Source organism: Bacteroides sp. AF20-13LB (assembly GCF_003603065.1).
GTDB lineage: Bacteria > Bacteroidota > Bacteroidia > Bacteroidales > Bacteroidaceae > Bacteroides > Bacteroides uniformis.
The window spans coordinates 83,776-102,479 of the sequence record NZ_QTMH01000004.1 but is presented as its reverse complement, the minus strand read 5'-3'; the positions used below and the strand labels follow the sequence as shown (position 1 = coordinate 102,479).

Below are 18,704 nucleotides of genomic sequence, written 5' to 3'. Positions count from 1 at the left end.
AATATGACAAATGACACGGATTGTAAATAATTGTGTTGCATTGGTATGCCTTTGTTTGTTTTGGGGTCAAAGCCTGAGAGCTGCAGATGCTTCTCATTCTGAGCAGATAAAGTGGGGCAACGAGAGTGTTTTTAATGAGGAACACAACACTTTGGGACTCTTTTCCGGAGTACTTGGCGGACAAATTGTATTGGCAGGCGGCACTTCCGACGATTATAGCCGATGGGGAAGAAATGCGGTATGCCTTTCTGAAAATGCCGGATTCGCTTTGTATGAAGATGTGTTGTCCAAGCCGTTGGCTTATGGCGCTTCCATAACACTCTCTGACGGTATCTTGTGTATTGGAGGGCGTGATTCTTCCCAATGCTACGAAGATGTATTTCTTGTCACAATGCAGCAGGGCAAACTGAATGTTTCGGAAGATTGGCCGCCACTTCCTTTTCCGTTGTCTAACGCGGCAGGAGCACTACTGGACAATAAGGTATATTTGTTTGGAGGCAGGAAGTCGGTAAGTCCGTCCAGGTTATCGGATTCTTTTTTTGTGCTGGACTTGTCGAACAAGTCCAGAGGATGGAAAGAACTACCGGGCTATCCGGGATGCGTCCGGGAAGATGCAATTCTCGTGGTACAGAACAACGGCGTTTCCCCTTGTCTGTATTTATTGGGTGGACAGACGGAAACGGAAGAAGGGTTGTCTTCTTGCTTGACTGACGGATATGTCTATAACCCCCAATTGGGTAAATGGAGTTCATTAGGTTCGGATTTTCCGAAAGGAATATGTGCTGCTGTCGCCAGCGGAGCCAACCATATACTTCTTTTTCAGAAAGAGCCGGAAGATACACAGCATCTTAAAAAAGAGAATGCTTTATGGAAATACCATACAATTACGCAGACTCTTGTCAAGTCTGAATGTATTCCAGGTACCTATGACACCATGCAAGTCTTGCAAAGAAACCGTTCCTTCGTTATACTCGGTAGCAATGCCAGTTCCGGAACGAATAGACTGTACAGCCTTCAAGGGGATATTGTTCCTTTGGAAAAGGGGTTGGGACTTGTCAATATCCTTGTGATTATCGGTTATTTTGCCGTATTGGCCGGAATTGGAATTTACTTTTCACGGCGCCAGAAAAGTACGAATGACTATTTCAAGGGTGGAGGACGCATTCCGTGGTGGGCTGCCGGGCTGAGTCTTTTCGGAACCGCGTTGAGTGCCATCACCTTCATGGCTATACCCTCCAAGGCATATGCCACTAACTGGAGTTATGTGTTGTTCAATACCGGTATTGTGTTTGTTGCCCCCGTCATTGTTTATGTCTTTATTCCTTTTTTCCGGAGATTGAATATAACGACTGCCTATGAATATCTGGAGATACGTTTCAATGTCTTTATCCGGGTTATTTGCAGTCTGGCCTTTATTATTTTCCAGGTAGGGCGTATGGGTGTCGTGCTTTTTCTGCCCTCCATTGCTTTGAATGTGGTGACTGGATTGGATATATTCCTATGTATCGGTATTATGGGAGTTTGTAGTATTCTATATACAATGATAGGGGGAATAGAGGCGGTTGTATGGACAGATGCCATTCAAGTAATTGTACTGTTGGGAGGAGCGATATTTGCAGTGATATACATCTCGTGTTCTCTTCCCGGTGGATTGGGTGAAACGATTGATATTGCCGTGGCAAACGGTAAGTTCGATTTGGGAGCGACGAACTTTGACTTGAAGGATGCTACGATGTGGACCGTCATTATTGCCGCATGTTTTACCCATCTTACCACCTATGGGACGGACCAAAGTATGGTGCAGCGCTATCTCACTACCTCTTCGATGAAAGAGGCACGGAAGAGTGTATGGACCAATGCGATACTGACTGTTCCCGCCACACTGATTTTCTTCTTTATAGGCACTGCGCTTTATGCCTATTACAAGGTGTATCCTGAGAATCTGAGTATCAGTATTCCTAACGGCGATGCTATTTTCCCGTGGTATATTTTTACCCAATTGCCGGTCGGTATTGTAGGGTTGTTGATTTCGGGCATCTTCGCAGCGGCAATGTCCACTTTGAGCGGCAGTATGAATTCGGCAGCCACAGCTTATATAGTAGACATTTATTCACGTTTCTTTCATAAGGGAGAGGGGGGCAATGAATTGCGTGCGGCACGTATGGCAACTTGTGTGATAGGAATCATTAGTCTATCTTTTGCTTTTCTTATGGCAACATGGAATATCGCTTCATTGTGGGACGAATTCAACAAGATACTCGGGCTCATATTGGGTAGTATGGGAGGACTGTTCATGTTGGGCATGCTTACCAAACGCGCCAATTCCGGAGGAGCAATCATTGGTATAGTCGCAAGTATCATCGTACAATTGTTTGTTGCCAGATTCCAGACGTTCCATTTGCTTTTGTACACGGCGTCCGGCTTTATCTCATGTTTTGTCATAGGCTATCTGACAAGCTTGTTCTTTAAGAAAAAATAGGTTTGAACCTATCATTAATTATAATATAATTTTATTTATGAACAAACGACTTTTAACAGGATTAATCGCTGCACCATTTACGCCAATGCACGAAGATGGTTCCTTAAATTTGCAGGTGATCGGGCCGTATGCAGAGTTTCTGATGCAAAAGAAATGTGTGACGGGAGTGTTTATTTGTGGCACGACGGGAGAATCCGTTTCTCTGACAACAGAAGAACGAAAGGCTGTTGCGGAAAAATGGATGGAGGCAGCCAAGGGAAAACTGAAAGTGATAGTGCATGTAGGTGGCATGTCGCAGGTTCAGTGTGCCGAGCTGGCAGCCCATGCGCAAGCTATTGGAGCTGATATGATAGCAGCCATGGCGCCCTGCTTTTTCAAGCCCGGTTCTGTAGATGAGCTGATAGGTTTTTTCAAGCCGATAGCTGCATCGGCTTCCCGCTTGCCGTTTTATTACTATAACATGCCGTCCATAACCGGGGTTTCCTTGCCGGTACACAAGTTCCTTATAGAGGGCAAGAAGCAAATTCCCAATCTGGTGGGAGTCAAGTTTACTCATAACAACCTGATGGAGATGCAGCAGTGCATTCATGCGGACGGTGGGGCGTTCGAAGTCTTGCATGGTTTTGATGAGATACTGATTACCGGATTGTCGGTTGGAGCCAAGGCTGCCGTAGGCAGTACCTACAACTATGTTCCGGGTATATACAAAGCTGTGATGGAAGCCATGGAAAAGGGAGACCTTGAAACAGCCCGTGAAATGCAATGGAAATCTGTTGAAATCATTGATGTGCTGATAAAGCATGGGGGAGGAGTCAGAGCCGGTAAGATATTCATGAAACTGGCAGGAATAGACTGTGGACCATGTCGATTGCCGATAGCTCCTTGTTCTGAAGAAGAGCTGGAGGAGACAAGAAACGAATTGAAAAATACGGAATTCTTCAAATACATTAATTAACTAAAAACGATTGCCTATGGAGATATTGCAACAATACATCCAATGAAAAAACTCATTGGCCAACTTAAGTTTGACCCCCGAAAAGGGAGGGGAAACGAGTATTGGCACTTCCCGTTTCCCCTTAAATAAATTACTGAAACAATTTATTATTAAAATCGTAACAAAGATGAGAAAAATATTTCATTTTCACCTCATAACTTTTCTACTATTTTGCCCATTTTTGCTTTGGGCACAAGAATTTAACCTATCAGGTGTAGTAGTGGACAATACTGGTGAAACTCTTCCAGGAGTTTCCATCGCTGTGAAGGGTACGACTCGAGGAGTTATTACGGATATGAATGGCGCTTTCCAGCTGAAAGTAAGCAAGGGGGAAACTCTTGTATTTTCCTATGTGGGCTATGATGAACAGCAAATCTTGATTACTAATCAAAAGATTCTTAACATCCGGATGGAACCGACCACCATGGGGCTGGATGAAGTGGTGGTTGTAGGTTATGGTACCCAATCCAAGCGTACCGTAACATCCGCCATCAGCAAGGTGGATGGAGAAACATTGAAGGCAACTCCTATCAATACTGTGGGAGAAGGGCTGAAGGGTAAAATTGCGGGTGTACGCGTGTACAATGAGAACAATACTCCGGGTGCAGAGGCTACGTTCTTGATTCGTGGTGGTTCATCTATCAGTCAGAGTAATTCTCCTCTTATATTAGTTGATGGCGTAGAGCGCAGTACAGCGGGTATCAATCCCAATGATATCGAATCTATCGAAGTCTTGAAGGATGCCGCTTCTTCTGCTATTTATGGTTCGCGTGCATCGAATGGAGTTGTCCTGATTACGACAAGAAAAGGAAAAAGCGGTGCTCCTCGAGTGACGTTTGAGGCTTCCTTTGCAAACGAGAATGTGGAGCGGATGATTGAGTATCTGGATGCTACCCAAGCTGTTACTATCATGCGCGATCGTTGGGCTTCCGGACCCAGTCCGGAAAAGTTATACCTTGACGGATATGCTTATAGTTCCGGCAATACGGATGCTTCCAAGTTTTCTACCCGTTACCTGAGGGATGGAGAGAGCATTCCGGCAGGATGGAAGTCTGTGGCTGATCCGTTGGATCCCAGTAAGACTTTGATTTTTGAAGATAATGATTGGGCCAGTACTTGTTTCAAGAATGCTCTTTGGCAAAATTATTATGTGGGGATAGAAGGAGGTACGGAGAAATTGAGCTATGTGGGCAGTATTGGCTATATGAAAGATTCCGGTGTAGGTGTAGGCACGGCATTCGACCGTTTCAATGCCCGTACTAATGTAACTGCCAAAATCAGAGAGAACCTGACTTTCAGTAGCAACATAGATTACAGCCAGACGAATAGCGAAGAGTATGCCAGTCAGTATCAGGTGATTTCCCGTGGACTGATGACCCCGGCCGTTCAACGTAAATATTGGGTGTCTGACAATGAATGGTACGGAACCCCGACGCCAGGTCCAAACTCTTCGTCTCCGAATCCGAGCTTCTACTCGTATTTTAATGATAACAATCAGCGTACCAACCGTTTGGGGTTAGTCGGCTCTCTTGATTGGGAAGTTTTGAAAGGATGGCATGCTGTGGGCACCGCTTCTTTGTTTACGCAAAACAGCCATGGAGATACATTCATGCGTGCCAACCCGATGAATGGAACGCGGAAGGCGACTACCAACATGACGGATGAGCAACGGAAGAAACTGGAATTCTACACCAGCTATACAAGAACGTTTGCCGATAAACACAGCATCAGTGCGATGGTAGGATATTCCTATCAGCAATATTTGTACAAGTATGTGTATGCTGCCACTACCGGACACAGCTCCGACAAGATACCGACATTGAACGGAGGTTCTGTTTATTCCGATGCAACGTCGACCAAGCAGGAAGATGTGAATATCGGTTATTTCGGCCGATTGAACTATGATTATCTGAAAAGATATATGTTGACTGCTACTTTCCGTGAGGACGGCTCTTCCCGTTTTGCCAAAGGCAACCAATGGGGATTCTTCCCCGGATTGTCTGTCGGATGGGTTATGAGTGATGAGCCTTTTATGCAGAATATCGGTTTTATAAGTAATTTGAAGTGGCGTGGCAGTTATGGGCAGACCGGTAACAACTCCATCGGCTATTACGATGCATTAGGATTGTATGCCATTACCACCAGTTATGATCAAAGTGCTGCGACCGTTTCTTCGGCCATGCCTAACAAGGCTCTTGAATGGGAGACTTCCACACAATTGGATTTAGGTTTTGATTTAGGCTTGTTCAAGAACCGCATCATATTGGGTATAGACTATTTCAATAAGATTACGGATAACCTGATTACTTCCAAAGTATTGCCCAATACGTCGGGATACGGTTCCATCCTTACCAATCTTGGAAAAGTACGTTTCCGTGGTTTCGATGCTGAAATAACAACACGTAACATTGTCAAGAAGGATTTCACGTGGGAATCTAAATTCACCATTACTTACGTAAAGAACAAGGTGCTTAAACTGCCCGAAAACGGACGGGACAAGAACCGCCAGGGAGGATACTCTGTAAAAATGCAGGATGGCACGACCAAAGAATTCGGAGGTGTTGCCGAGGGTGAACCGTTGGGGCGTTTCTATGGATATAAGAAAGACTTTATCATTACAACTCCCGAGCAGGCTGCCAATGCCCGTTATGACACCTCATCCAAAGGTTGGGACTGGACCACGAAACAGAAACTGGGTGTCGGAAAAAAGACTATCGGAGACTATGAGTGGAAAGACCTGAACGGAGACGATATCATCAACAGCAATGATATGTTCCTGCTGGGAAATACGATTCCCCATACCACCGGAGGTTTGAACAATACTTTCACTTACAAGGGCTTCACTTTGAATGTCTATCTTGATTTTGCTTTGGGGCACTCCATTTCCAATGGTTATCTGCAACGCCAGATGTGTAATTTCATGAATGGAAACACCAGCCTGCCTGCTGAAATCCTAAAATGCTGGAATGTGGGGGATGACCCGAGTAAGGCCAAGTATGCCCGTTTCTCAGGCAATGACTCCGATGAGTTGAATAAGAATTTCCGGGACAACTCCGATGTTTTCACCCAGAAAGCCGATTATCTCTGTATCCGTGAAATCTCTCTGCAATATGCTCTGCCTCAGGCATTGCTGGCAAAGATTGGTCTGAAAGGGCTGGTATTGACCCTGGCCGGAAACAATCTGCATTATTTTACGGAAGTAATAGGCCTTTCTCCCGAAGTAGGTGCATCAAGTACCTATTCCGGTAGTTTCAACACCTATCCGCCTATCCGTAAGTTCTCTATCGGATGTAAAGTTACTTTGTGATAAAAGAAGTTTAATACGAAAAATAAGAATTATGAAAATAAAAATATTATCCGGCATTCTTCTTATAAGTGGGGTCTCGTTTTTTACATCATGTCATGGAGACCTGAATGTGATACAGCCCAGCCAGTTCACCAGCTTGTCCATGTGGACAGAGGAGAGCGATGCTACGAGTGCGGTAAATGGAGCATATACTCAATTCCGTTCTGCCTTTTCCGATTTGCTCAACATCTATGGAGAGATGCGCTCAAACTGGTATGAGAGTGGGGCGGTAAATGATGCGTTTTTTAATAGAGTGGGTACAAACGTATTGCTGAGCGGTGATGCAGGTACAAATTGGAGTAGCATATATACTACCATTAATAGTGCAAATTTGATTCTGAAGCATACTCCGGAAATCTCTTTCACCAATGAAGCTACACGTAATGAGGTGATGGCCAATGCCTATTTCCTACGGGCATATTGTTACTTTACTCTGGTGCGGGTATTCGGTGACTGTCCACTACTGACTTCCGGCTTTGAGTCAGAAAAGCAGGAGGACATGTATCCCAGCCGTACGGCGGCCTCTGAAGTATATGCTCAGGTCGAAACCGATATAGAAGAAGCTTTAAGGTTGATGCCCGCTTCTTCCAAGCTTCTCCATAAGGCATCTCCGGCAGCCATCAACATGTTGCGTACTGAATATTACTTATGGAAGGCAAAGCGTCTGGGAGGAGGGAATGCGGCTCTGAGTACGGCGCAGTCTTCTGTTGATGCGGTATTGAAAGCCGGATATGCACTTCTTCCCACGTTTGCCGATATTTTCAATTTAAACAACGAAGCCAATTCTGAGCTTATCTGGACATTGCCCTATATCGTCAATGAAAATGTGACTCCGGGAACATCCCCCAACTTTTTCGCCTATTATCTGGCACCTAACGGTGACAGAACCCGGCTGAGGGAAGCCGGATATACCGAGGATGAGGTTCCTGCCGGTTCCCATGCCCAGTATGTTGTGCCCACGCAAGCCTATTGCGATTTCCTGGCTGAGGATGCACGTGACACGCGTACGGATGTTTCAGTACGGGTATTCGAGGATAAGTTCCTGACGGAAGAAGTACAGATTAAAAGGATGGTTGTGAAGTTCAAAGGCTCCTTTGCCAATGATACGCGTAGTTTTGACAGTGATGTCCCCGTCTATCGTTTGGCCGAAGCCTATATTTTGAAAGCTGAAGTGGAAAATGCCTTGGGAAATACGGATGCCGCTTTGCAGAATCTGAATGTAGTGGCCAAGCGTGCTTATGGGGTAGACAACTACTACACGGCAAGGACTCAGGATGCCATAGACAATGCCATTATCAGCGAAATACTGAAAGAGTTTGTCGCAGAATCAAAAGCATGGTGGGCATACCTTCGCTTTAATAAGGAATTCGAGCTTATTGAGACCTTGAAGGGGCGTGAAGGGGAGAAGAATGTTACCTTGTGGCCTATTGCTCCTGCTTGTCTCAATACTAATCCGAATATAACACAAACGGAAGGTTACAAATAAATATTGGGATGATATGAGATATAAGACTATACTTTTACTGGTCTTGTCTGCTTGGGGCATCATGGCATGCCAAAATTATACGGATAAGATAGCGGTGGAGATTCGGCAACCGGTATATCCGGTGTTGACATTGAAGGAGCATAATCCGGTATTGTGTCTGCGTCTGATTAGGAACAGCGGCGTGGCATATCAGTTGGAAAAGATAAATTTCACTTTGGATGGAACTGTCCGTTCCGGTGATGTCGTTTCCGCTTCGCTGTTCTTGGATGAGAATTGTGGGCAGGTTTGTGCAAGTGCCAAACCGGTGAACAAACAATTGAGTTTTAAGGTAGGCCGGCAGATAGAGGAAGATACACTGACATGCTGGGTGACACTCCGACTGAGGGATGATGCGGCGCAGGCTACAAGCAAGATTGAAATCTCATGCAGCAGTGTCCAGACAGACTTGGGGCTGGTGGGCATCCGCCAGTTGCCCGCAGTAAAGCCGCTCCGTATAGGAGTGGCCCTGCGGCAGCCGGGTCAGGACGGGGTACACACTTCCCGCATTCCCGGATTGGTGACTTCGACGAAAGGTACCTTGCTGGCCTTGTATGATGCACGCAATGAAAGAGATGACGATTTGCAGGGCGACATTGATATTGCCATCAATCGCAGTGAAGATGGAGGGCGGACTTGGCAACCCATGCAGACTGTTCTGGATATGAAAGAATGGGGCGGGCTACCTCAGAAATATAATGGAGTGAGTGATGGTTGCATCTTGTCGGATGATTTCACCGGAGACCTCTATGTCATAGGGTTATGGATGCACGGAGTCTTGGACCCCAAGACGGGCAAATGGATAGAGAATCTTACCGATACCTCGACCGTATGGAACCACCAGTGGCGTGCGCACGGTTCTCAGCCGGGATATGGTGTCAAACAAAGTTCTCAATTCCTGATTAGTAAGAGTACCGACGACGGACTTACCTGGAGTGAGCCGCGTAACATTACCCGCCAAGTAAAAAAGGAAAAATGGTGGCTGCTTGCTCCCGGACCGGGTCGTGGCATCACAATGGAAGACGGTACATTGGTATTTCCGGTAGAGGGGCGGAACGAAGACGGGCTTCAGTTCTCTACAATCATGTGGAGTAAAGACAAGGGCGAAAACTGGACCGTAGGCGAACCGGCCTACTACAATACCAACGAATGTCAGGTGGTAGAACTTTCAGACCATTCCTTGATGTTGAACATGCGTGAGCGCAGCAACCGGGGACGTCAGGAAGGTAATGGGCGGGCCATTGCCGTCACTGCCGATTTGGGAAAAACGTGGACGGAACATCCCACGTCGCGCAGAGCTCTCATTGAACCGGCTTGCCAGGCATCCTTGCTGCGCCATGATTATATTGAAGACGGAGAAGAACGTCATGTATTACTCTTTGCCAATCCTAATTCAAAAGAGCGCCGTAACAACATTACCATTAAGGTGAGTTTCGATGACGGGCAAACTTGGCCCGAGGAGTATTGGATGTTGTTGGATGAAGGTAGGGGGGCGGGGTACTCTTGCATGACTTCTATTGACGAGCATACCATAGGTATCTTTTATGAGGGGAGTCAAGCCGACATTCAGTTCCAGGCTATCCCGCTGAAAGAATTATTGAAGAAATAAAAGTATAACACCTTAAAAAATAGATAAATATGAAACGCAGTGAAATCAATCAATATATCCGCGAAGCCAAAGCATTTATGACAAAGTACCACTTCATGCTGCCTCCATGGGCGGACTGGACTCCGGACGACTGGAAGACCAAAGGACCGGAATGTGATGATATCCGGGAAAGAGCCATGGGTTGGGACCTGACCGACTTCGGCTGGGGCGATTTCCTGAAAATCGGCCTGACGCTGGTAACCCTCCGTAATGGAAGTCTGCAGAAGAAAGACAAACCCTATTGTGAAAAGATTATGTTTGTCCGCTGCGGACAAGTTACTCCCACCCATTTCCATTGGCTGAAAACGGAAGACATCATCAACCGGGGTGGAGGAATCCTCTGCATGCGTCTGTGGAAGGCCGACAAGGAAACTGAAATGCTGACTGAAGAACCGCTTGTCGTTTCCATCGACGGAGTCAGTACACGGGTAGCTCCCGGAGAAACGGTGCGTCTTGCTCCCGGACAAAGCATTTGTTATGAGCCTTATCTCTACCATACTTTCTGGGCCGAGGACGACCATTGTCTGGTAGGCGAAGTCTCTACAGTGAACGATGACATGAGAGACAACCGTTTCCTCACCCCCAAGGGGCGTTTCCCGCAGATAGAAGAGGATGTTCCGGCCGAACATCTGTTGTGCAACGAATATCCCGAAGTTTAGAAAGTATGAAAGATAAGACCAACCTGACGGGATTGAATCCTGATAATTTCCGGTCCGTAATCAACGGAAAGGATACCGGCCTTTATATACTGCGCAATGGCAGCGGTATGGAGATGTGCGTCACGAACTACGGGGCCATCGTCTTATCCATCATGGCTCCTGATAGTCATGGTAAGTTTGAAAATGTCGTCATAGGCTTCGATACGCTGGAAGAGGCCCGCAGGCAAAGCAAGGACTATTATATAGGAGCTACTATAGGCCCCGTAGCCGGACGCATATTGCACGGCGCTTTCCGTGTAGGAGAAAAAGATTATCACTTACAGCTTAACTCTGTTTCTAATACTCTGCACAGTGGTGATAACGGTTTTCACACGGTGGTGTGGGAAGCACAGCAACCGTGTGAAAACCAACTTCTCCTCCGGCATTTCCATGCCGATGGAGAAGCCGGTTTTCCGGGCAATGTTACGGTAAGGATGATGTATACCTTGACGGACGACAATGGGTTCCGTATAGATTATGAGGCGGAGACAGACCGCGACACCTTGTTCTGTCCCACCAATCATGCCTATTTTAACCTGGCGGGCATGGGAACTCCCACTACTTCCATTGAAGACCATCTGGTGAGGATAAACGCGGATTTCTACCTGCCTATCGACATGAATACGAACAATACCGGTGAAGTCAGGGCAGTGGGCGATACGCCTTTTGATTTCCGCGACTACCATTCCATAGGCGAACGCATCAACCGGAAAGACTTGCAGTTGCTCAACGGCCACGGTTATGACCACTGTTTTGTCTTGAAGAAACCCGCGCTGCATGAGCTCTCTTTCGCCGCCACCTGCATCAGTCCGTCCAGTGGGCGCAGAATGGATATCTATACCACAGAGCCGGGGCTTATCATGTACACCGGCAATTATTTGCCGGGCTTCACGGGCATGCATGGCACTGTGTATCCGCGTCGTAGCGCCGTCTGCTTTGAAACCCAGTGCTTTCCCGATACACCGAACAATCCGCATTTCCCCTCCATCGTATTACGTGAAGGAGACCTTTATAAACAGACATGTATTTATCAATTCAGTACGCAACCATGAAAAACAGAATCATTCTTTGTTTGGGATGCCTGCTGGCATTCCTCCAGCTCCGGGCACAAGTCAATACCAACCAGCAGCATTTGTGCAATCCTAATTCTTTTTCCATCGTCCTGCTGGGCGACCCGCAAAACTACGTGAAGTATGACTATAACCAGCCGGTTTTTGAGCTGATGACGGCGTGGACCGCTCATCATATAGACTCCCTCCGTGTAAAGGCGGTGCTTTGTACGGGCGACTTGGTAGACCAGAATGAATGTATTCTACCTCCCTTCCCGCGTTTCGGGAATCTTACGAGCCGGGAGCAGTGGACATTTGTGTCGCGGGCTTTCGGGCGGTTGGACAACAAGGTCCCTTATCTCATTTCTACCGGAAACCATGATTACGGCTACACCCGTTCGGAGAACTCGATGACCCGCTTCCCGGAATATTTCCCGATAGAGCGCAACAGCCTATGGAGAAAGACCATCGTGGCCGCCACCAATAACAGAAACGGCCTGCCTACGCTGGAGAATGCCGCCATGGAGATAACGGACGAGCATTGGGGGAGGATTTTGATTATTGCCGTTGAATTTGCCCCGCGCGACGAGGTCTTGTCATGGGCCAGGGAGCTGGTGGCTGCCCCGCGCTTCAAGGACCATACGGTGATTCTCATCACCCATTCCTACCTTACCGGCTTCGACAGCAAGCGCATCACCAAAGAAGGCTATAAGATAACCCCGTCCAATACGGGCGAAGGCATCTGGCAGAAGCTGGTGCAACCTTCCGCCAACATCCGTCTTGTGTTGTGCGGACACTATGCCACTCCGAATGAACGGTTGGACTATACCACGGGATTCCGTACCGACAAGAATGCAGCCGGACACGATGTGCACCAGATGATGTTCAACTGCCAGGCGTTGGGTGGCGGCATGAGTGGAAACGGGGGAGACGGCTGGCTGCGTCTGCTCGAATTCCTGCCCGACGGACATACGGTGCAGGTCAGGACCTATTCTCCGCTTTTCGGCTTTTCTCCTCAAACCAAGGACAAGGCATGGCGTACGGAATCTTATGACCAGTTTCAATTCACGATAAAATAAAAAATATGAAGCGTATATCAATTATTTATTCATTAATACTCTTTTGTATGTATTTATCAGCACAGACAAGTCCGGAGTGGACTTCCGGAAATGCGAAGAAATGGATGAAAAGTGCCGTTTGGTCCAATGGCTGGACTGTCTCTCCCCATAAATCAGTCAATGCTGTTGAATTTGCCTGCCAATATCATAAGAACAAGGATGTCTGGGATGCTGCATTCCGCTTTCTTGCCGAACATGATTTGGAAGCGCTGTCCATTGGCAACCATGTCATTCTGGAGGGGAAATGCTGGGCTACGGTCAGTGAATACATTCCCAAAGAGGTGGAGAAAGGGAATATTGAAAGTCACCTCCGTTTTGTCGACCTTCAGTATGTACTCTGGGGAAATGAAAAGATGGGGCTGGCAAGTGACGTCGAAGTACGTCAGGCGTATAATTCAAAAAAGGATGTTGCTTTTTATACCTCTTCCCGGATAAAACACTACTCTGCCGATGCCGGCAGTTTCTTCTTGTTTTTCCCTTCGGACATTCACCAGCCTTCTGTTCGGGGAAAGGGGGAACTTGTTAAAAGCAGGAAGATTGTGATTAAAATAGAATATGTAGATTAGTGTGTTTTCGGTTCTATTAAAAATACTATTTGTTTTTCAAATAAATTTCCTTTAAAATTTGTACTTTTGCCGACTGTTTAGAGAAATCAACGAAAACTTTAAAAAACGAAATAGAATGGCAGTAGAATTGAAAGACCTTACCAAACGTAGTGAGAACTATTCTCAGTGGTACAACGAGTTGGTGGTAAAAGCCGATTTGGCAGAACAATCGGCTGTACGCGGCTGTATGGTGATCAAGCCTTACGGATACGCTATCTGGGAGAAGATGCAACGTCAGTTGGACGATATGTTCAAGGAAACGGGACACGTCAACGCTTATTTTCCCTTGCTTATTCCGAAATCATTCCTCAGCCGTGAAGCGGAACATGTGGAAGGCTTTGCCAAAGAGTGTGCCGTCGTGACGCACTATCGTTTGAAGAACGATCCGAATGGCGGCGGTGTGGTGGTGGACCCTGCTGCAAAACTGGAAGAAGAGCTGATTATCCGCCCCACTTCCGAAACCATCATCTGGAACACCTACAAGAACTGGATCAATTCATACCGCGACCTGCCTATCTTGTGCAACCAGTGGGCAAACGTGTTCCGTTGGGAAATGCGTACCCGTCTGTTCCTCCGTACCGCCGAATTCCTCTGGCAGGAAGGACACACGGCACATGCCACTCGCGAGGAAGCCGAAGAAGAAGCGGTAAAGATGCTGAATGTATATGCCGAGTTTGCCGAAAAATACATGGCGGTGCCCGTGGTAAAGGGCGTGAAGTCTGCCAACGAGCGTTTTGCCGGTGCCCTCAACACCTACACCATCGAAGCGATGATGCAGGACGGAAAGGCTTTGCAGAGCGGTACTTCCCACTTCTTGGGACAGAACTTCGCCAAGGCGTTCGATGTACAGTTCGTCAATAAGGAGAACAAGCTGGAGTATGTTTGGGCTACCTCCTGGGGTGTTTCCACCCGTCTGATGGGAGCGCTTATCATGACGCATTCCGATGACAACGGTCTGGTACTTCCTCCGCACCTGGCTCCGATACAAGTAGTCATCGTACCTATCTACAAGAATGCAGAGATGCTGGCTAAGATTGACGAGAAAGTGGCAGGCATTGTTGCCAAGCTGAAGTCAATGGGTATTTCCGTGAAGTACGACAATGCCGACAACAAACGTCCGGGCTTCAAGTTTGCCGACTATGAGGTGAAGGGTGTTCCCGTTCGTCTGGTGATGGGTGGCCGCGACCTGGAGAACAATACAATGGAAATCATGCGTCGCGATACACTGGAGAAGGAGACGCGTTCCTGCGAGGGTATCGAAGAGTACGTGAAGGATTTGCTCGAGGACATTCAGGCTAATGTCTACAAGAAAGCGCTCGATTACCGTAACAGCCGCATCACCAGCGTGGACAGCTACGAGGAATTCAAGGAAAAGATTGAAGAAGGCGGCTTCATTCTGGCTCATTGGGACGGGACTACCGAAACCGAAGAGAAAATCAAGGAAGAGACCAAAGCAACCATCCGTTGTATTCCTTTCGATTCATTTGTTCCGGGTGACAAGGAACCGGGCAAGTGTATGGTTACCGGCAAGCCTTCTGCCTGCCGCGTGATTTTCGCACGTTCCTATTAATAATACCCACCCCGGATTACGCGGATTAACACAGATGATTTTAGGAGTTCTGATAATCAGAAACTTTTATCTGCGTTAATCCGCGTAATCCGGGGTGATTGTATATCTTGATACGTCCTCTCGGTTTTAAATTTATAGAGTTATCTCTCATCATGAATTGATGAACAGCTATTTATATTGCTTCAGAAATTCTGAGATTGTTTTGCGTACAGTTTCCGGAGATTGTTTTGAATGAAGCATTGCTGCAATGACAATCCTATTCTCATCAATCAAATAATATATCACGTTAGGGGAAAGTTTTAAATGACGGACAGTAATGTTGTTAAATAGAGTAGAAAAATCACTGTCTATAATTCCTATATACGGATGTTTTGCTAAAAGATTTACTTTGTCTTGTATCTTTTGACGTGTTTTCTGTGCCGTCAACATGCCAAAATTATTCTCTACATAAATAAGTATCTCTAAAAAGTGCTCATAAGCCAACTTAGACCAGACTATTTCCATCCCATGCGTTCATTTATCATACTCTCTATTTGGGAGTTTGATATACAGTGTCCTGCTTTATTCTCTTCTAAGGCAAATAGAAGGGCTTCAGCCAAAGCATCTCGGGGAATACTGTTGATAAAGTCGTCCATCGGTATGGCTGATTGATGATAAGTTGCCATCATCGGTTCTTGTGCCGTTTGTTTGGGAGAGTCCTGCTCTTTATATGGTTTAATTTTACCCATTGCTTTTATTTTTAATCAAAGGTAAACTGAATAAATGAAAACTCCTAATATTCAATCCATTTATTTTCCACTGCATCAAAGCCAACCAATCTACATACTATTGTAACCTCCTTCACATCTTCTCGTAACAACTTTCCCTCATTTTTGCAGCGTAAAAAAAGAAAGGAGGCCCGAATATGAAACTGAACAGAAATGACTATACCGTAGAGGCGGCAGCCGGCGGTGGTTTTTACGCTTATTTTATGAATAATGTGTTGTGCAGCGCCTACGGTGAAACGCCTGACGAAGCCTGCGAAAACCTGGAACAGATTGTTGACGATTTTGTCAGTGATATGTATATGGTCGAGGAATTTGTCTGATATTCCGGCATCATATGCCGACCGAATTATCCTTTTTACGTATTTATTCCATAAATTCTCTTGAAGTCATGTCTGCGCGATGCCGGTGTGACTTTTGTCATTTATAACCGAATTGTCACATTCTTCACATTCTGCCGTAACACGGAGGTGCGATATTTGCATCAACTAAATGCAACGTCATGTGCTGCATGTGTTTCAACATTAATTTGTAAATCATCAAGTCGTCCCAATGAAAGTCCTTTTTATCGTTCAAGGAGAAGGCCGCGGGCATCTGACCCAAGCCATAACAATGGAAGAGCTGCTGCGCCGCAACGGTCACGAGGTAGTGGAAGTGTTGGTGGGCAAAAGCAATTCGCGCTGTCTGCCCGGTTTCTTCAACCGCAGCATCCAAGCTCCGGTGAAACGTTTTCTCAGTCCCAATTTCCTGCCTACGCCTGCCAACAAGCGGGCAAGTCTTGCGCGTAGTGTGGCCTATAATCTCACCCGTCTGCCCGTCTATCTGAAAAGCATGCACTATATACACCGCCGCATCGAGGAGAGTGGTGCCGAACTGGTCATCAACTTCTACGAACTGCTCACGGGGATGACCTATCTCTTCTTCCGTCCTTCCGTTCCTCAAATAAGCGTCGGGCACCAGTACCTGTTCCTGCACCGCGATTTCGAGTTTCCCGGTAAGAACGGCTTCCATCTGTGGCTGCTCCGCCTTTTCACCCGCCTCACGTGCATAGGTGCCCGCGAAAAGCTCGCCCTTTCCTTCCGCGAGATGGAGGATGACGAAGAAGCGTATGTCCGCGTGGTTCCGCCATTGCTGCGGAGGGAGGTGCTGTCGTGCGAAGGTACGGAAGGGGATTATCTCCACGGATACATGGTAAACTCCGGTTTTGGCGAGAATATCCTCCACTGGCACAGTGCCCATCCGGAAATACCCCTCCACTTCTTCTGGGACAAGCAGGACGAAGCCGAGGTGTGCCGTGTGGACGACACCTTGAGTTTCCATCAGCTCGATGACGTCAAGTTCCTGCGCTACATGGCAGGCTGCAAGGCCTATGCCACCACTGCCGGCTTCGAGTCGGTCTGCGAGGCGATGTATCTGGGCAAGCCTTTGCTGATGGTTCCGGCGCATATCGAGCAGGACTGTAACGCCTACGATGCATTCCGTAGCGGTGCCGGTGTCATCTCCGAGGAGTTTGATTTGGAACGTCTGCTGGACTTCTCGGAGCATTTCCACCCGAACATGGCTTTCCGCTATTGGGTGCGTAGCTGCGACTGGCGTATCCTGCGCTGTATAGAGAGGGAAGAGAAAGAGGAAACCTTTTTCGGGGTTTCCTCTTCCTGCCGTCCTTTCTTTCCGGCGACTTAAATGTTCACGTTCATCGCATTGGCTCCCAATGCCCCTAAGATGGCAGAGGCTACTGCAATTACGACTTTCAGAATTTTATCCCAGATACTTTTTTTCATGCTATATACGTTTTAAAAGTTGAACATACGAATCGGTAGTAAAATCAGTCATACTTATCCCAACGGATTTTCGCCCTGGTCTCCGTCCGAACCGCCTCCGTCTCCCGAGCCGGAACCGCCGCCGGAGCTTCCTCCTTCACCGTCTCCCTTGTTCACCAATGCCTCCAGGTCGTAGAAGTCAATCTTCTGCCCGGCACGCGTGGCGGCGATGTCCGGTCTTACGGTGCTGGAAGGCCGGAAATTGATTTTCACCGCTTTGATGTTCTTGGCGGTGCACTCCTTTACATCCAGTACGCCTGCCGTACGCGCCGACAGGCTGAATACGCCGAAGTTCTTGATATTCACTGACTGGCCGCTGTAGAGGGTTGTTATCATGGCCTCCACAAAATTGGTCAATACACTCTGGATGTCTCCCAGTGTCAGCGAACTCTTCTCTTTCATCACATACGCAATGTCGTCCAGCGTCGCATTGTCGCCCAGTGTCACCAGCTGCGGGTAGAACTTTGCCACCGCATCTGCCTTTCGAGGATCTTTCCTCGCAATCTTCTTGAATGGTACTCCCATAAACAATTAAATAATTAAAAATTAACAATTAGAAATTAAAGTCCCGTATTGCAATACTCTTCTCTTTCTCCTTTAGGGGGGGGAAGAGGGGTGCTGCAAAAGTACTTCTCCGGCTTTTTCTGCTCATGGCTTTCTTCGGGTTACGCCGTCTCTTTCCCGTTTCCTTTCTGTTCAGGAAAAGTTCTTCGTCCGATGCCCGTTTATGTCTGTATACGCTTGGTCATACCGCTGATATTCAGTATCTTTATGGTGTAATAATCAACCAATAACATAAGGAATGAAAACAGAAAAAGAAAAGAGGGAAGAGGAGGAGGAAGACCTTCGTCCGTTCCGCATCCACGCCTATTCGAAGGAGGAGCTTGCCATGCTCTACAACCCGACTTACTGCATCAGCAATGCCATCTATACCCTGGCGGCATGGATACGCCACAACAAGGCGCTGAAGGGTGAGCTGGAGAAGGTGGGCTACAACAAATACCGGCGCACCTTCACTCCGCTGGAAGTGAAAGTGCTGGTGAAGTATCTGGGAGAACCCTGACAGGATGCCGGCCGGAAATAGGGAAGCC

The 18,704-nt window shown here is 47.2% G+C and carries 17 protein-coding genes; 13 read left to right on the top strand and 4 right to left on the bottom strand.

From position 1 onward, the window contains the following. Positions 1-10 precede the first annotated feature (10 nt). The 10 genes from DWX62_RS05430 to proS all read left to right on the top strand — a co-directional run bounded on the left by DWX62_RS05430 (position 11) and on the right by proS (position 15,029). Positions 11-2,479, top strand: a complete 2,469-nt coding sequence (locus tag DWX62_RS05430; protein ID WP_120172631.1) for a sodium/solute symporter — start codon at positions 11-13, stop codon at positions 2,477-2,479. Positions 2,480-2,516: 37 nt separating this feature from the next. Continuing rightward, entirely contained in the window at positions 2,517-3,434 is a 918-nt protein-coding gene (locus DWX62_RS05425; RefSeq protein WP_005829247.1) for a dihydrodipicolinate synthase family protein, read from the top strand. A gap of 166 nt (positions 3,435-3,600) precedes the next feature. Next, positions 3,601-6,780 (top strand): TonB-dependent receptor, encoded by a 3,180-nt coding sequence (locus DWX62_RS05420; protein ID WP_005836952.1) that lies wholly within the window; start codon positions 3,601-3,603, stop codon positions 6,778-6,780. A gap of 31 nt (positions 6,781-6,811) precedes the next feature. Next, positions 6,812-8,305, top strand: coding sequence for a RagB/SusD family nutrient uptake outer membrane protein (locus DWX62_RS05415; RefSeq protein WP_120172630.1), 1,494 nt, complete (start codon positions 6,812-6,814; stop codon positions 8,303-8,305). Positions 8,306-8,318: 13 nt separating this feature from the next. Continuing rightward, on the top strand, positions 8,319-9,950 hold the full coding sequence (locus tag DWX62_RS05410) for a sialidase family protein (protein ID WP_057087653.1): 1,632 nt from the start codon (positions 8,319-8,321) through the stop codon (positions 9,948-9,950). A 29-nt stretch (positions 9,951-9,979) separates the two neighbouring features. After that, the gene (locus DWX62_RS05405) at positions 9,980-10,648 is read left to right on the top strand and encodes a D-lyxose/D-mannose family sugar isomerase (protein ID WP_005829234.1); all 669 of its coding nucleotides are present in this window, start codon (positions 9,980-9,982) and stop codon (positions 10,646-10,648) included. Between the two features lie 5 nt (positions 10,649-10,653). Then, positions 10,654-11,739: an aldose epimerase family protein gene (locus DWX62_RS05400; protein WP_005829232.1), complete on the top strand. Its 1,086-nt coding sequence runs from the start codon at positions 10,654-10,656 to the stop codon at positions 11,737-11,739. Continuing rightward, a complete protein-coding gene (locus DWX62_RS05395) occupies positions 11,736-12,815 on the top strand; it encodes a metallophosphoesterase (RefSeq protein ID WP_005829230.1) in 1,080 nt (359 codons plus the stop codon). The genes DWX62_RS05400 and DWX62_RS05395 overlap by 4 nt, the downstream gene beginning before the upstream one ends. A 47-nt stretch (positions 12,816-12,862) precedes the next feature. After that, positions 12,863-13,420, top strand: a complete 558-nt coding sequence (locus DWX62_RS05390; protein ID WP_005829228.1) for a YhcH/YjgK/YiaL family protein — start codon at positions 12,863-12,865, stop codon at positions 13,418-13,420. Positions 13,421-13,535: 115 nt separating this feature from the next. Further along, the gene (gene proS / locus DWX62_RS05385; protein ID WP_005829226.1) at positions 13,536-15,029 is read left to right on the top strand and encodes a proline--tRNA ligase; all 1,494 of its coding nucleotides are present in this window, start codon (positions 13,536-13,538) and stop codon (positions 15,027-15,029) included. Positions 15,030-15,197: 168 nt separating this feature from the next. Here the strand turns inward: proS and DWX62_RS05380 are convergent, their stop codons facing one another. After that, positions 15,198-15,533, bottom strand: a complete 336-nt coding sequence (locus tag DWX62_RS05380) for a type II toxin-antitoxin system RelE/ParE family toxin (protein ID WP_005836958.1) — start codon at positions 15,531-15,533, stop codon at positions 15,198-15,200. Beyond that, positions 15,524-15,757 carry a hypothetical protein gene (locus DWX62_RS05375; protein ID WP_008663499.1) on the bottom strand — a complete coding sequence of 78 codons (234 nt, stop codon included), beginning with the start codon at positions 15,755-15,757 and terminating at the stop codon, positions 15,524-15,526. Before DWX62_RS05375 ends, DWX62_RS05380 begins: the two co-directional genes overlap by 10 nt. Before the next feature lie 176 nt (positions 15,758-15,933). Between DWX62_RS05375 and DWX62_RS05370 the strand changes: the two genes are divergently transcribed. Further along, positions 15,934-16,116 carry a hypothetical protein gene (locus DWX62_RS05370; protein ID WP_005829223.1) on the top strand — a complete coding sequence of 61 codons (183 nt, stop codon included), beginning with the start codon at positions 15,934-15,936 and terminating at the stop codon, positions 16,114-16,116. A 229-nt stretch (positions 16,117-16,345) separates the two neighbouring features. Next, positions 16,346-17,476, top strand: coding sequence for a glycosyltransferase family protein (locus DWX62_RS05365; RefSeq protein ID WP_005836959.1), 1,131 nt, complete (start codon positions 16,346-16,348; stop codon positions 17,474-17,476). On the opposite strand, the gene DWX62_RS21870 is transcribed toward DWX62_RS05365, so the two are convergent. Then, positions 17,473-17,574 (bottom strand): smalltalk protein, encoded by a 102-nt coding sequence (locus DWX62_RS21870; RefSeq protein WP_005836960.1) that lies wholly within the window; start codon positions 17,572-17,574, stop codon positions 17,473-17,475. The genes DWX62_RS05365 and DWX62_RS21870 overlap by 4 nt on opposite strands. Positions 17,575-17,628: 54 nt before the next feature. Continuing rightward, positions 17,629-18,138, bottom strand: a complete 510-nt coding sequence (locus tag DWX62_RS05360) for an HU family DNA-binding protein (protein ID WP_005829218.1) — start codon at positions 18,136-18,138, stop codon at positions 17,629-17,631. Between the two features lie 277 nt (positions 18,139-18,415). On the opposite strand from DWX62_RS05360, the gene DWX62_RS05355 reads away from it, so the two are divergent. Continuing rightward, a complete protein-coding gene (locus tag DWX62_RS05355; protein ID WP_005829216.1) occupies positions 18,416-18,676 on the top strand; it encodes a DUF4248 domain-containing protein in 261 nt (86 codons plus the stop codon). Positions 18,677-18,704 lie beyond the last annotated feature (28 nt).

Coding starts and splice junctions, on each gene's coding strand:
- DWX62_RS05415 (WP_120172630.1), top strand. CDS start 6,812: ATGAAAATAAAAATATTATCCGGCATTCTTCTTATAAGTGGGGTCTCG.
- DWX62_RS05425 (WP_005829247.1), top strand. CDS start 2,517: ATGAACAAACGACTTTTAACAGGATTAATCGCTGCACCATTTACGCCA.
- DWX62_RS05430 (WP_120172631.1), top strand. CDS start 11: ATGACACGGATTGTAAATAATTGTGTTGCATTGGTATGCCTTTGTTTG.
- DWX62_RS05375 (WP_008663499.1), bottom strand. CDS start 15,757: ATGGGTAAAATTAAACCATATAAAGAGCAGGACTCTCCCAAACAAACG.
- DWX62_RS21870 (WP_005836960.1), bottom strand. CDS start 17,574: ATGAAAAAAAGTATCTGGGATAAAATTCTGAAAGTCGTAATTGCAGTA.
- DWX62_RS05410 (WP_057087653.1), top strand. CDS start 8,319: ATGAGATATAAGACTATACTTTTACTGGTCTTGTCTGCTTGGGGCATC.
- DWX62_RS05395 (WP_005829230.1), top strand. CDS start 11,736: ATGAAAAACAGAATCATTCTTTGTTTGGGATGCCTGCTGGCATTCCTC.
- DWX62_RS05355 (WP_005829216.1), top strand. CDS start 18,416: ATGAAAACAGAAAAAGAAAAGAGGGAAGAGGAGGAGGAAGACCTTCGT.
- DWX62_RS05370 (WP_005829223.1), top strand. CDS start 15,934: ATGAAACTGAACAGAAATGACTATACCGTAGAGGCGGCAGCCGGCGGT.
- DWX62_RS05360 (WP_005829218.1), bottom strand. CDS start 18,138: ATGGGAGTACCATTCAAGAAGATTGCGAGGAAAGATCCTCGAAAGGCA.
- DWX62_RS05400 (WP_005829232.1), top strand. CDS start 10,654: ATGAAAGATAAGACCAACCTGACGGGATTGAATCCTGATAATTTCCGG.
- DWX62_RS05365 (WP_005836959.1), top strand. CDS start 16,346: ATGAAAGTCCTTTTTATCGTTCAAGGAGAAGGCCGCGGGCATCTGACC.
- DWX62_RS05405 (WP_005829234.1), top strand. CDS start 9,980: ATGAAACGCAGTGAAATCAATCAATATATCCGCGAAGCCAAAGCATTT.
- DWX62_RS05420 (WP_005836952.1), top strand. CDS start 3,601: ATGAGAAAAATATTTCATTTTCACCTCATAACTTTTCTACTATTTTGC.
- DWX62_RS05390 (WP_005829228.1), top strand. CDS start 12,863: ATGTATTTATCAGCACAGACAAGTCCGGAGTGGACTTCCGGAAATGCG.
- proS (WP_005829226.1), top strand. CDS start 13,536: ATGGCAGTAGAATTGAAAGACCTTACCAAACGTAGTGAGAACTATTCT.
- DWX62_RS05380 (WP_005836958.1), bottom strand. CDS start 15,533: ATGGAAATAGTCTGGTCTAAGTTGGCTTATGAGCACTTTTTAGAGATA.